The sequence below is a fragment of the Streptomyces sp. NPDC006208 genome (assembly GCF_040613775.1).
In the GTDB taxonomy this organism is placed as follows: domain Bacteria; phylum Actinomycetota; class Actinomycetes; order Streptomycetales; family Streptomycetaceae; genus Streptomyces.
In genome coordinates this window covers 31793-44489 of record NZ_JBEXSW010000062.1, presented here as the reverse complement: position 1 = coordinate 44489, position 12697 = coordinate 31793, and the positions used below count along the sequence as shown (strand labels likewise).

The 12697-nt window shown below is 70.6% G+C and carries 12 protein-coding genes; 5 read left to right on the top strand and 7 right to left on the bottom strand.

The features are described from left to right. On the bottom strand, window positions 1-565 hold a 565-nt coding region (locus ABZ208_RS34765), incomplete at its 3' end, for a glycoside hydrolase family 20 zincin-like fold domain-containing protein (RefSeq protein WP_356913426.1). 242 nt (window positions 566-807) lie between these two features. Between ABZ208_RS34765 and ABZ208_RS34760 the strand changes: the two genes are divergently transcribed. From ABZ208_RS34760 to ABZ208_RS34740, 5 genes are all read left to right on the top strand, one after another. Then, window positions 808-1092, top strand: a complete 285-nt coding sequence (locus ABZ208_RS34760) for a hypothetical protein (RefSeq protein ID WP_356913425.1) — start codon at window positions 808-810, stop codon at window positions 1090-1092. A 10-nt stretch (window positions 1093-1102) separates the two neighbouring features. Beyond that, window positions 1103-3283: a 4-alpha-glucanotransferase gene (malQ, locus tag ABZ208_RS34755; protein ID WP_356913424.1), complete on the top strand. Its 2181-nt coding sequence runs from the start codon at window positions 1103-1105 to the stop codon at window positions 3281-3283. Continuing rightward, entirely contained in the window at window positions 3229-3459 is a 231-nt protein-coding gene (locus tag ABZ208_RS34750; RefSeq protein WP_328400539.1) for a hypothetical protein, read from the top strand. The genes malQ and ABZ208_RS34750 overlap by 55 nt, the downstream gene beginning before the upstream one ends. Before the next feature lie 226 nt (window positions 3460-3685). Continuing rightward, the gene (locus tag ABZ208_RS34745) at window positions 3686-4627 is read left to right on the top strand and encodes a DMT family transporter (RefSeq protein WP_356913423.1); all 942 of its coding nucleotides are present in this window, start codon (window positions 3686-3688) and stop codon (window positions 4625-4627) included. Window positions 4628-4737: 110 nt separating this feature from the next. Then, window positions 4738-5313, top strand: a complete 576-nt coding sequence (locus ABZ208_RS34740; RefSeq protein WP_356913422.1) for a dihydrofolate reductase family protein — start codon at window positions 4738-4740, stop codon at window positions 5311-5313. A 266-nt stretch (window positions 5314-5579) separates the two neighbouring features. On the opposite strand, the gene ABZ208_RS34735 is transcribed toward ABZ208_RS34740, so the two are convergent. The 6 genes from ABZ208_RS34735 to pepN form a co-directional block, all read right to left on the bottom strand. Then, window positions 5580-6677, bottom strand: a complete 1098-nt coding sequence (locus ABZ208_RS34735) for a selina-4(15),7(11)-diene synthase (protein WP_356913421.1) — start codon at window positions 6675-6677, stop codon at window positions 5580-5582. A gap of 350 nt (window positions 6678-7027) precedes the next feature. Further along, window positions 7028-7648: an ATP/GTP-binding protein gene (locus ABZ208_RS34730; RefSeq protein WP_356913420.1), complete on the bottom strand. Its 621-nt coding sequence runs from the start codon at window positions 7646-7648 to the stop codon at window positions 7028-7030. Continuing rightward, a complete protein-coding gene (locus tag ABZ208_RS34725; RefSeq protein ID WP_328400544.1) occupies window positions 7629-7988 on the bottom strand; it encodes a DUF742 domain-containing protein in 360 nt (119 codons plus the stop codon). Before ABZ208_RS34725 ends, ABZ208_RS34730 begins: the two co-directional genes overlap by 20 nt. Further along, on the bottom strand, window positions 7985-8401 hold the full coding sequence (locus tag ABZ208_RS34720) for a roadblock/LC7 domain-containing protein (protein ID WP_328400546.1): 417 nt from the start codon (window positions 8399-8401) through the stop codon (window positions 7985-7987). Before ABZ208_RS34720 ends, ABZ208_RS34725 begins: the two co-directional genes overlap by 4 nt. Beyond that, complete coding sequence (locus ABZ208_RS34715; protein ID WP_356913429.1) at window positions 8398-9849, bottom strand: ATP-binding protein; 1452 nt, start codon at window positions 9847-9849, stop codon at window positions 8398-8400. Before ABZ208_RS34715 ends, ABZ208_RS34720 begins: the two co-directional genes overlap by 4 nt. A gap of 178 nt (window positions 9850-10027) precedes the next feature. Continuing rightward, window positions 10028-12598, bottom strand: a complete 2571-nt coding sequence (gene pepN, locus ABZ208_RS34710; RefSeq protein WP_356913419.1) for an aminopeptidase N — start codon at window positions 12596-12598, stop codon at window positions 10028-10030. Between the last annotated feature and the right edge of the window lie 99 nt (window positions 12599-12697).

Here is a 12697-nt window from a genome sequence, read left to right as displayed (position 1 = left end):
GCCAGTCGCGTATCAGGACTCCGGCGACCGACCCGCCGTCGATCAGCTGCCGCAGGGTCTGTACCCCGTGGAAGAGGCCGTCCTCGCCCACGCCGTCGAGCGCGACCGTGTCACGCCCCGCGACCTTGCCCACGGCGAGCCGGTAGCCCCCGGCGGGCAGATCGGCGCGTTCGGGTGCGCGCAGGGCGCGCAGCGCCTTCTCCGCGCCGACGCCGCCGATGTGCACGACCGGGCCACGGCCGGGCAGCCCCGGGTGGACGGTCTTGACCCCCGCGTCGCGCAGCAGTTCCCCGGCCAGCTCGACCGCGTACGGGTCGGCATTGAACGCGGCGACCAGGGTCACCTCGTCGCCGAGCGGCACGTCCTTGCCGGCGGGCTTCACCGCCTGCGGGCGCGGCCAGACGGCCGGCAGGTCCACCGCGCCCTCTGGGTCCTGCGCGCTGCCCGCCGGGGAGCCGGGCTCCTGGGGAGCGGCGACCGCGCTGTGCGTACCGCCGAGCAGGCTGCCGATGACGGCCACCGCGACGGCCGCCGCTGCTTGCCTTCTGCCCGCCCCGAGCCGCACGCCGCTCTCCCCTCGGTCTCCCCTGACGTTCCGGTGGGTTTCGAGCCCACCACCCCCACCGTGAGGGTGTCAATGCGCGTGGCCGTTGTGCGGCTTTTTGCCTGGTGTGGTGGATGATCGGAGCCAACTGCCGGACGGGGGACGGAACGTGACAGACATCACGCCGACCGTTCGCACAGGTCTGCCGCCGTGCCCGGTGGGTAGGGCTGTGGTGACCCTTCCATCCGTTTGGAGTGACCACTGTGACCGCATCCGCACACCTGCTGCTCTCCGCTCTGTCCAAACAGATCCCGGAGCCGTCCGACCGGGTTCCGGCCCCGTCGCGACGGGTCGCCGGCCCGCTCGCCCCCGAGGCTCCGCTGACCAGCGAGCCACAGCTCAGCTACGACACGCCGCTCACCAGCGAGCCCCCGCTCGCCCACGCCGCCCCGCTCACCAGCGAGCCGCCGCTCGCCGACATCGCGCCCCTCACCAGCGAGCCGACCGCCCACGGCACGGCCGGCGGCTCGGAGTTGCCCGGGGTCTGAAGGAGTCCGCATGGGCCTTGCTCGGCTCGCCGCGCTGCACGGAGTCGCCACCGCCTACGCACCGTCCGAGGGGGTCACCGTCCCGGTGGCCGACGCCACCGTCGTCCGCGTGCTCGCCGCCCTCGGCGTGGACGCATCCACACCGCAGGCCGTCCGGGCCGCCGTGGGACGTGCCGATGCGGCCGCCGCCGGGCGGCTGCTGCCGCCCACGGTGGTCGCCTGGAGCGGTGCCGACGGCTCTGTGGCCGAGCTGCCGCAGGCCCTGGCCGAACTGCCCGGTGACACAGCCGTACGGATCACCACCGAGCAGGGTGCCGAGACCGCCTGGAGCGCGCCCGGGCAGACGGCCGGATCGACCCGACTGCCTCTCGGTGTCCACCGGTTGCACGCCACGGCACCGGACGGACGGGCCGCTGAAGCGACTCTGGTCGTCGCCCCGGACCGGGTGCCGCGGCCCCAGGGGCGCTCGCACGGCTTCCTGGTGCAGCTCTACTCCCTGCTGTCCGCCCGCTCCTGGGGCATGGGCGACCTCGGTGACCTCGCCGAGCTCGCCGCCTGGTCGGGCCGGAGCCTCGGAGCGTCCTTCGTACAGGTGAATCCGTTGCACGCCGCCGTACCGGGCGCCCCCAGTGACCCCTCGCCGTACCGCCCCTCCTCGCGCCGCTTCCCCGATCCGGTCCATCTGCGCATCGAGGACATCCCCGAGTACGCGTACGCGGACGGCCCCGCCCGCGAACGCCTGTGCGAGCTGCGCGACAAAGGGACCGAGCTGCGTGAATCCGTCCTGGAAAAGGGTGCGTTGATCGACCGGGATGCCGTATGGGCCCTCAAGCGGGAGGCGCTGGAGCTGCTGCACCGCGTGTCCCTCGGTCCGGGCCGCCGCGCCGCGTACGGCGACTTCCTGGCCGGGCAGGGCCAGGCACTGGAGGACCACGCCACCTGGTACGCCCTGGCCGAGGTGTACGGCGCCGACTGGCACAGCTGGCCGGCCGAGCTGCGCGACCCCCGCTCGCCGCGGACGGCGCGGGCCAGGAACGAGCTGAGGGACCGGGTCGACTTCCACAGCCGGCTCGCCTGGCTGACCGACGAGCAGCTGGCCGCCGCCGGGCGATCGGCGCGCGAGGCGGGCATGGGCGTCGGGATCGTCCATGACCTCGCCGTCGGAGTGCACCCGGGTGGCGCCGACGCCTGGGCGCAGGGCGAGGTCTTCGCCGCCGGGATGTCGGTCGGCGCACCTCCCGACGCGTTCAACGCCCGCGGTCAGGACTGGGGTCTGCCGCCGTGGCGTCCCGATGTGCTCGCCGCGTCCGGCTATGCCGCGTACCGCGGACTGCTGCGCGGCATCCTGCGGCACGCGGGCGCGCTGCGCATCGACCATGTGATGGGCCTGTTCCGGCTCTGGTGGGTGCCCCAGGGCTGTCCGCCCACCGAGGGCACCTATGTCCGCTACGACGCCGATGCGATGCTCGCGGTCCTGGCCCTGGAGGCGTACCGCGCGGGCGCGGTGGTCATCGGGGAGGACCTCGGGACGGTCGAGCCCGGCGTGCGCGAGACCCTGGCGCGGCGCGGGGTGCTCGGCACCTCCGTGCTCTGGTTCGAGCGCGACTGGGCCGGCTCGGGCAGCCCGCTGGCGCCGGAGGAGTGGCGCGAGGGCTGCTTCGCCACCGCCACCACCCATGACCTGCCGTCCACCGCGGCCCGGCTGAGCGGAGGCCATGTGGAGCTGCGGCACCGGCTCGGTCTGCTCGCCCGCCCCCTGGAGCAGGAGCGGACCGAGGACAGCGCGGACGTCTGCGCATGGCTGGACCTGCTCACCGGGCTCGGTCTGCTGCCCGAGGGCGCGGGCGACGAAGAGGGCGGGATCCGGGCGGTCTACCGCTTTCTGCTGCGTACGCCCGCGTCCATGGTCGGCATCTGGCTGCCGGACGCGGTGGGGGACCGGCGGCCGCAGAATCTGCCCGGCACCTGGGAGGAGTACCCGAACTGGCGGCTGCCCGTCGCGGATGCGTCCGGGAGCCCCGTCGGCCTGGAGGAGCTGGCCGCCTCGCCCCGGCTGCACGCGCTGCTGGACGTCTTCCCGGCCCGTACGGCACCCCCGGACGCGCGGCCCGGTCAGCCGTTCGCTACGTTGGCACCGTGGACAAGAAGAACGCCTTGCGCGCCGGCGCCGTCGCGGCCGGTACGACGCTGATGATGCTGCTCATGTCGTCTCCCGCGCTTGCGCTCACGCCGGACGACGGCGACGACCCGGGCCCGGGTCTGAGCGTGATGGAAACGGTCAGCCTCTTCGTGATCGCGCCGATCGCCCTGTTCGTGGTGATCGCGGGTCTTGTGATGGTGCTCGACAAGTCCAAGAAGCAGGTCTGACGCAGGTCCGGCGCAGATCTGACACATGTGTGCGGCAGGGCCGGTCCTGCCGATGAGGCGCCCAGGGTGTGCAGAAGCCCGGGGCGCCTTCGTCATGTCCCCATCCTCCTGACCGTTCAGTTCGGCTTCACGGAATGATCGAAAAGATTCGATGGACCTGAGAAGTCGCGCGATGTGACGGTGATCCCGATGGTTGCCACGCCCTGCGGGGCGGCGGAGGCGAGGGATGGCCGTGACGACAGATCTGGACCCGGTCCGCACCGGCGGACCTGGGCACGCGCACCGGCGGGTGCGGCGGTGTGCCCCGGGCGCCGGGCTGCTGCTGGCCGCGACGGCGACGGTCGTCTGGTCCGGCAGCTTCGTCACCTCCCGCGCGCTGCACGACTCCGTACCGCCCGTGCAGGCGGCGTTCTGGCGCTGGATCATCGCGATCGTCGCCGTCGCCCCCTTCGCGCTGCGGCCGACCTGGCGACGGCGCGCGCTGATCCGCCGCCACTTCGGCCATCTCGCCGCCTCTTCCCTGCTGGGCGTCACGCTCTACAACACCCTGGTCAACCAGGCCGGCCTGACCACGTCCGCCGGCACCATGGGCCTGATCATGGCCGCGGCGCCCGTCCTGCTGGTGGTGCACGAACGCCTCACGGGTACCCGTCCGGGTGCGCGGCGCGCGATCGGCACGGCCATCGCCTGCGGCGGGGTGCTGCTCCTGGCCGGCGGCTCCCGGGCCGTGGATGTTGCGGCCGGCGACCTGTGGATGTGCGGGGCCGCGGTCAGCTTCGCCGCCTACAGTGCACTGCTGCGCCGCCGCCCCGGGGCGATCGGCGGCGTGGTCCACCTGTTCACGACCTTCGTGCTGGGTGCGCTGATGCCGGCCCCCGCGTTCGGCATCAGCCTCGCCCTCCAGGGCGGCTTCACCCCGTCGGCGGGGACGGTCGGGCCGCTGGTCTATGTCGGTGTCTGCTCGTCCGCCGTGGCCTTCTTCGCCTGGAACAGGGCGATCGCCCTGATCGGCGCGGCCCGGGCGGGCGTCGTCTACTACGTGCAGCCCGTCTGCGTGGCGCTGCTCTCCTTCGCCCTCCTGGGGGAGACGACCGGTCCGATGCAGCTCGTGAGCATGGTGCTGATCCTCGGGGGCGTGCTGCTGGGGGCAGCAGGCGCTCCCAAGTGAGGCCGGGGAAAAGGGTCTTGCACAAACCACTACAGGTGAAGCACTATAAGTGTCGTGGTCGAGGCGGGTGCCCCGGCCGGTCACTGCCGCCAAGGACAAAGAGGATCAGCTTGCGCAAGCTCGCGTACTACTTCGCCACATCCGTCGACGGCTTCATCGCCGACCCCGACGGAGACGGCAACATCTTCCCGGTCAGCGAGGAGTTCACCGCCTTCGCCACCACGGAGTATCCCGAGACACTGCCGACGCACGTCCGCCCGCACCTCGGCATCGAGAACGCCCGGAACGTGCGCTTCGACACCGTGGTCATGGGGCGGCGCACCTATGACCCGGCCCTGCAGATCGGCATCACCAGCCCGTACGCCCACCTGCGCCAGTACGTCGTCTCCCGCAGCATCGAGCAGAGCCCCGACCCGGCCGTCGAGATCGTCCGTGGCGACGTGGTCGCCAAGGTGCGGGAGCTCAAGAGGGAGAACGGACTCGACATCTACCTGTGCGGCGGCGGTGACCTCGCGGGGCAGTTGCGCGACGAGATCGACGAACTGCATGTGAAGACCTACCCGGTGCTGCTCGGCTCGGGCATCCCGATGGTCTCCGCCTCCTTCGCCGTCACCGACTTCCAGGTCGCCTCCACCCGGGTCTTCGACAACGGTCTGATCTTCACGACGTACACCAGGAAGCGTTAGCGGGCGGGGTGTGGACAGCGTGCGGGCATGACCGAGTGGGACTTGAGGAAACTGCGGATCCTGCGCACGCTGAGCGAGCGGGGGACCGTGACCGCCCCGCCGTGGCGCGGAAGCCGGTCCGGGGGTGGCGCATGTCCTCGACGCGCTGCGCGAGGCTGCGGCGCAGCGGGCGGGCTGAGACCGCAGGGCCCGCCCGGCGGCACAGCGGGTTCACGGCACGGCGGACATCCGGCCGGGAGCGGAGCGACAGCCGCCCGGCCGTCCGTTCACACGCCCTGCTGCACGGGGATGCGCCGCGCGGGCACCGCCGCCTCCTTCGGCAGCAGGTCCCACCACCAGGCGACCGCCGGGATGTCCAAGGGCTGGTCGCTGTCGTCGGTGGGCGTGTCCCGGAAGACCGGGGGAAGGTTCGCCGGGTCGTCCGGCGTGGTGTGGCGCACCGAGCTGATGCCCCAGTCCTGGGCGCCGCGTATGAAGCAGGAGAGGCTGTGCAGATACTGGCGCAGCTGCGGGCTGCCCGTCCTGGCCAGGTGCTCACTCACCTTCATGTACAGGCACATCACCCGGTCCCGCTGGGATATCGCGGTGTCCAGGGCCTGTCCGGGGGTGAGCCGGTGGTGCTCCTCCAGCACCCGCAGGACGTTGAGGTAGTAGCCGAGACCGCTGCGCTCCTTGTGGTGGGAGAAGATGTCGTTGTCCCAGGTGATGATGAAGGACGCCATCTCGGCCACGGCCCGCACCGCCGTACGGTCGCGCTCGTGCGGCTGGAGTTCGTAGCCGTACCCCATCTCCAGCATCGGCAGCACCACCGAGGTGACGCCGTCGTACAGCCGCATCAGGGTGTAGTCGTTGAGGTCCGGCACCGTGTCCGCACGGCGGTGGGCGGCCTCCCAGACCACGGAGAAGAAGTACTCCCGCAGCGCGTCCACCCAGCGAGCGGTCTGCCCGGCGGTGCCGTAGCGGTCCACGCGCAGCCGCAGGTCCCGTACACCGGCCGCCAGCGGGTCGTCCAGCAGCATGGGGGCTTCGGGGTTCTGCGCGATGCGCAGCAGCCGGTGCAGCAGGCCCGCCAGTTCACCGGGCCGGTGGCCCAGTTCGCCCTCCTCGCAGTGGCCGTCGTCGACGCCGAACAACCACAGGACGAAGTCCGCGAGCAGGGAGACGACCTCCTCCCGGCCCTCCGGCAGTATCCGCGCGGAGAAGGTGCCGATGTCCTGACGGACCAGTTTGCCGCGCAGTTCCTCGGATCCGATACGAAACGTTTCGGCCCAGGCCGCGGTCTGGACGTCGATGTCCGCGTGGCGTGGGTGGATCGCCGGAGGGATGGGAGAGAAGATCGGCGGAACTGTCGGATCGGGCTCCACTACGGCCTGCCTCTCGATGCCCAGGTGCGGGTGGTGTCACGGCCACGCTGACGTAACACCCACCACGTACACCACACAGTGATCAACAATTGCGCATCGTACTCAGCCACGATGGCCGATCCAATAGGACAACTCCGCAGTAAAACGGCAACACTTGGGACTGTTACCCGCGGTCAGTCGACAGGAGCGGAACAGCTGCCGACGCCAGGGCTGCCAGGGCGCGACGCCCGGATGCCGGGCGCCCGGGGGCCGGGCGCGGTACAACCGGAACCGAACGCGCCTGCGGGCCCGGCATCGTCGATGCCGGGCCCGCAGGCCAGATCAGGCCACACGGCCACCACGGGGCGCCGTCAGGACGCCTCCTGTGCCGTGGCGAGGGTCTGGAGGTAGCGCATGAGCGTCATCAGCACATCCCGGCTGGAGCCGCGCAGCCGCGCGTCGCACGGGACGATCGGTACGTTCGCCGGCAGATCGAGCGCGCCGCGCAGATCTTCGATCGGATAGTTCGGAGCGTCCGGGAACGTGTTGACGGCCACCACGAACGGCACGCCGCGCTCCTCGAGCCGGCCGATGACGTCGAAGCTGACCTCGAGCCTGCGTGTGTCGACGAGCACCACCGCGCCCAGCGCGCCCTCGAAGAGACCGCGCCACAGGAACCAGAAGCGCTCCTGGCCCGGTGTGCCGAACAGATAGAGCACCAGCTCCTCGTTGATGCTGATGCGCCCGAAGTCCATCGCCACGGTCGTCGAGGTCTTGCGCTCCACACCCTGGGTGTCGTCGACGCCGACCCCGGCCTGGGTCATCGTCTCCTCGGTGGTGAGCGGCCTGATCTCGCTCACCGAGCCGACCAGTGTCGTCTTGCCTACGCCGAAGCCGCCCACGATGACCACCTTGACTGCGGCGGTGGCCGTCTCCGGCAGCACGTCCTCGCTCCGCGGCCCCACGGCCTGCTCAGAGCTTTTGAAGTCCATCGATCACTGCCTCAATCAATGCGCGGTCGGGGAGAAGGGCGGGCTGGACCGGTGCGCGGGCCAGCACCCGGTCCTCGGCCAGCAGGTCGCTGAGCAGCACGGTGACAACACTCACCGGAAGGCTCAGATATGCGGAGATCTCGGCAACCGACAGCGGTGCCTGGCAGATCCGGATGATCGCGGCGTGCTCCGGCTGCATACCGGGCTTGGGCCCCGATCTCGCCACGATCAGTGTGACCAGGTCCAGCGCGCTGGGCGTGGAGGAACCACTGCGACCGCCGGTGATGACGTAGAGCCGCTCGGGACTGCTCTCCTCCCAGCCCCCGCCCGCGTCACTCACGCGGTCTGTCCCTCATGCCGCGGTGGCGTACTCAGGTGCTCTCCGATCCGCAGCACGAGGTCCCGCATCCGCTGCCCCATCAGCCCCGCGTCGACGCCTTCGTCGGCCAGCACGGCGAGATACGCGCCCGAGCCCGCCGCCATCAGATAGAAGAAGCCGCCGTCCATCTCGATGACGACGAGTCGCATCTTCCCGTCACCGTGCGGGAGTTCGGCACCCACGGCGGCCGCCAGGGACTGCAGTCCGGCGCAGGCGGCGGCCAGTCGGTCGGCAGTGTCGTTCTCCGCGCCGTACTGGGCCATGCGCAGACCGTCGGCGGACAGGACGACGACGTTCCTCGTCTGCGGCACTCCTTCCGCCAGGTCCTTGAGCATCCAGTCCATGTTGGTCTGGTTGGACTGCCGCTGAATCATGGCTGGTTGTTTTCCTTACTCGTCTGGGGGGTGTCACCGGACAGGCCGCTCTGGAACGCTGCCAGCCACATGCCGGGCTGTACGGCCGGTGCGGAGTCCGGTTCGGGTTCGGCGGATGCGGCCGCGGCGGGTGCGGGGGCCGGCGCGGTCACCCGGTTCTTGCGGCGTCGCTGCGGCAGACCGGTGGGGGTCCGCTCGGTGACCATCACAACCTCGTCCTCGGCAGGCGGCTGGGCCGCGGTGGGCCCGGTGACGGGCCGGGGCATGCGCTCGAAGGTGTCCGAGCCGGCGGGCCGCGGACCGGACGCGGTGCCGATGCCGTGGGCGAGGCCGGTCGCCGAGGTGGCCGCCGTGATCAGGTCCTGAGGGACGATGAGGACGGCACGCACACCGCCGTAGGCCGACGAGCGCAGCGAGACCTGGAAGCCGTACGCCTGCGACAGCCGGCCGACCACCGCGAGGCCGAGCCGGGGCGTCTCACCGAGGTCGTTGACGTCGATGCCCTGCTGGGCCTGGCGCAGCATGCGCTCGGCCCGCTTGCGGGCCTCCTCGCTCATGCTGACGCCGCCGTCCTCGATCTCGATCGCGATGCCGGACTGCACGTCGACGGCGGTCAGATGGACCCTGGTCTGCGGCGGCGAGTAGCGGGTCGCGTTGTCGAGCAGCTCGGCGAGAGCGTGGATCAGCGGCTCGACGGCGGTGCCGACGACCGCGACCTCGGAGACCGAGTGCAGTTCGACGCGCTGGTAGTCGATGATGCGGCTCATCGCGCCACGCATCACGCTGTAGAGCGGCACGGCCTTGCTCCACTGGCGGCCCGGCCGCGCACCGCCGAGCACGGCGATCGAGTCGGCGAGGCGGCCGATCAGCGCGGTGCCGTGGTCGATGCGCAGCAGGTCGCCGAAGACCTGGGGCGACTGGCCGTGCCGGTCCTCCATCTCCCGCAGTTCCTGGGCCTGTTGGTGCACGATGGCCTGGACCCGGCGGGCGATGTTGACGAACGCGCGCTGGGCGGACTCGCGCAGGTCGTCCTCGGCGACGACCGCGTTGACGACCGAGCTGAGCACCGCCTGGTGGGCCGGGGGCATGTCCAGCGAGGCCAGTACGTCCTCGGGGAACTCGCCCTTGCGCAGCTGCTCCACCACCTCGGGCAGCAACTCACCGGCGAGGCGTGCGGTTTCGGCCGCCAGGCGGTCGAGCTCGGTCTCCTGTTTCGCGAGCCGGTCCCGCAGTTCGGCCATCAGCCTGCCCCGGCGCATGAGTTCCGCGCAGGCGAGCGCGACTGCGACGACCGATGCGACCGAGACAATGACCACGGGGGTCCGAGCCGAGCCGGGGACCTGGGTGACGGCCAGGACCGCCGCCGCGAGCGTGGCGACGACAGGCAGCTGCCAGATCAGACCGGCCGGGGGCCTCGGACTTCCGGTCGACGTTCCCTGTCGAACCATCAGCATCCTCAGAATCTAACGAGAAAGATCATATGAACGAACGGGCGGGAGCATATCCGGGTTCCCAGAAGGAGTTTGACGAGGGGTCACCAAGGTGGCGCAAATGTGTGTGGTCCAGACCATGAAAAAGCGTCCCGGACCGTACGGTCCGGGACGCCCCTGAGTGAAATTTCCGGTCCTAGCCCGCGGCCGCGTCCGCCGACTGAGCCTTCAGCGCCCGCTCGACGCCCGCGCGCGACTCCGAAATCAGCCTGCGCAGGGCCGCGCTCGGCTGTGCCGACTCCAGCCAGGCATCGGTCGTGTCCAGGGTGGCCTGCGAGACCTCCAGCGACGGGTAGAGGCCCACCGCGATCTGCTGGGCCATCTCGTGGCTGCGCGACTCCCACACATCCTTGACCGCCGCGAAGAACTTCTCCGTGTACGGGGCCAGCAGCTCACGCTGGTCCGTCTGCACGAAGCCCACGATCACCGCCTCCTGCACGGCGTTCGGGAGCTTGTCGCCCTCCACGACCGCGGCCCATGCCTCGGCCTTGGCCACGTCGGTGGGCCGCGCCGCCCGCGCGGTGGCCGCGTGGCGCTCGCCGGCGGCGGTCTTGTCCCGCTCGTACTCCGCGGCGATCTCCTCCTCGTCGAAGACGCCGACCGCGGCGAGGCGCTCCACGAACGCCCAGCGCAGCTCGGTGTCGACGACCAGTCCCTCGATCGTCTCCGAGCCGTCCAGCAGCGCCTCGAGCAGGTCCAGCTGCTGCGGTGTACGCGCGGTCGCGGCGAACGCCCGCGCCCACGCCAGCTGGTGGTCGCTGCCCGGCTCGGCCGCCCGCAGATGAGCCAGGGTGGCGTCCGTCCACTGGGTCAGACCGGCCTCGCGCCAGTTCGGCGCCGCATACAGGTCGATCGCCAGCTTCACCTGGCGGTGCAGCGACTGGACCACGCCGATGTCGGACTCCTTGCCGATCCCGGACAGGACGAGGGCCAGGTAGTCACGGGTGGCCAGCTCGCTGTCACGGGTCATGTCCCAGGCCGAGGCCCAGCACAGTGCCCGCGGCAGCGACTCGGTGAAGTCACCGAGGTGCTCGGTCACGTTCTTCAGCGAGGTCTCGTCGAGCCGGACCTTCGCGTACGACAGGTCGTCGTCGTTGAGCAGGATCACCGCGGGACGGACCTTGCCGACCAGGGCGGGCACGGCGGTGAGCTCCCCGTCGACGTCCAGCTCGATGCGCTCGGTGCGCACCAGCTTCCCGGCCTCGTCCAGGTCGTACAGGCCGATGGCGATCCGGTGCGGGCGCAGCACGGGCTCGCCCTTGGCGCCGGCCGGGAGTGCCGGGGCCTCCTGCTTGACCGCGAACGCGGTGATGACACCGTCCGCGTCCGTCTCGACCTGTGGCCGCAGGATGTTGATACCGGCGGTCTCCAGCCACGCCTTCGACCAGGTCTTCAGATCCCGGCCGCTCGTCTGCTCCAGCGCGCCCAGCAGATCGGGCAGGCGCGTGTTCCCGAACGCGTGCGCCTTGAAGTACGCCTGCACGCCGGTGAAGAACTCGTCCATGCCGACATAGGCGACGAGCTGCTTGAGAACGGACGCACCCTTGGCGTAGGTGATGCCGTCGAAGTTCACGAGAACGTCATCGAGGTCGCGAATTTCGGCCATGATCGGATGGGTCGACGGCAGCTGGTCCTGCCGGTACGCCCAGGTCTTCTCCGAGTTCGCGAACGTGGTCCACGCGTTCGGCCACTTGGAGCCCGGCGCGTATGCCTGGCAGGCGACCGAGGTGAAGGTGGCGAACGACTCGTTCAGCCACAGGTCGTTCCACCACTCCATGGTGACCAGGTCACCGAACCACATGTGGGCCAGCTCGTGCAGGATCGTCTCGGCCCGCCGCTCGTACGCCGCGTCCGTCACCTTCGAACGGAAGACGTACTGGTCGCGGAAGGTCACGGCGCCCGCGTTCTCCATCGCGCCCGCATTGAACTCCGGCACGAACAGCTGGTCGTACTTGGCGAAGGGGTACGGGTAGTCGAACTTCTCCTGGAACCAGTCGAAGCCCTGCCGGGTGACCTCGAAGATCGCTTCCGCGTCCAGGAACTCGGCGAGCGAAGGACGGCAGTACACGCCCATGGGCACGGACCGGCCGTCCTTCTCGTAGCTGCTGTGCACCGAGTGGTAGGGCCCGACGATCAGCGCCGTGACGTACGTCGAGATCCGCGGCGTCGGCTCGAAGTGCCAGATGTTGTCCTTCGGCTCCGGCGTCGGCGAGTTCGAGATCACCGTCCAGTCCTGGGGCGCCTTCACGGTGAACTGGAACGTGGCCTTCAGATCAGGCTGCTCGAACGAGGCGAAGACCCGGCGTGCGTCCGGCACCTCGAACTGCGTATAGAGATACGCCTGCTGGTCCACCGGGTCGACGAAGCGGTGCAGACCCTCCCCGGTGTTGGTGTACGCGCAGTCCGCGACCACCCGCAGCTCGTTGTCGCCCTCGTGCAGATGGGCCAGCGCGATCCGCGAGTCGCGAAAGACCGCGGCGACGTCCAGCGACTTCCCGTTCAGCACGACCTCGTGCACGGCGGGCGCGACGAGGTCGATGAAGCTCTCTGCGCCGGCCTCGGCCGACGCGAAACGCACAGTGGTCGCGGACCGGTAGGTCCCGCCCTCCTGGGCCCCGGAGAGATCGAGGTCGATCTCGTACGAGTCAACGGTGAGCAGGCGCGCCCGCTGCTGCGCCTCTTCACGGGTCAGGTTTGTGCCAGGCACCCGGTCATCTCCTCGGTATGTGATGTTTCGAGTCATCCTTCCACGGGCCGGCCGTCGTCCGCCCGGGAGAATCGTCGGCGACGGTCGCCGCACGCAGGC

What these genes read in the sequence shown, in the direction of transcription:
- malQ (WP_356913424.1), top strand. Translation starts at nt 1,103, where the DNA reads ATGGGCCTTGCTCGGCTCGCCGCGCTGCACGGAGTCGCCACCGCCTAC.
- ABZ208_RS34745 (WP_356913423.1), top strand. Translation starts at nt 3,686, where the DNA reads ATGGCCGTGACGACAGATCTGGACCCGGTCCGCACCGGCGGACCTGGG.
- ABZ208_RS34730 (WP_356913420.1), bottom strand. Translation starts at nt 7,648, where the DNA reads ATGGACTTCAAAAGCTCTGAGCAGGCCGTGGGGCCGCGGAGCGAGGAC.
- ABZ208_RS34720 (WP_328400546.1), bottom strand. Translation starts at nt 8,401, where the DNA reads ATGATTCAGCGGCAGTCCAACCAGACCAACATGGACTGGATGCTCAAG.
- ABZ208_RS34715 (WP_356913429.1), bottom strand. Translation starts at nt 9,849, where the DNA reads ATGGTTCGACAGGGAACGTCGACCGGAAGTCCGAGGCCCCCGGCCGGT.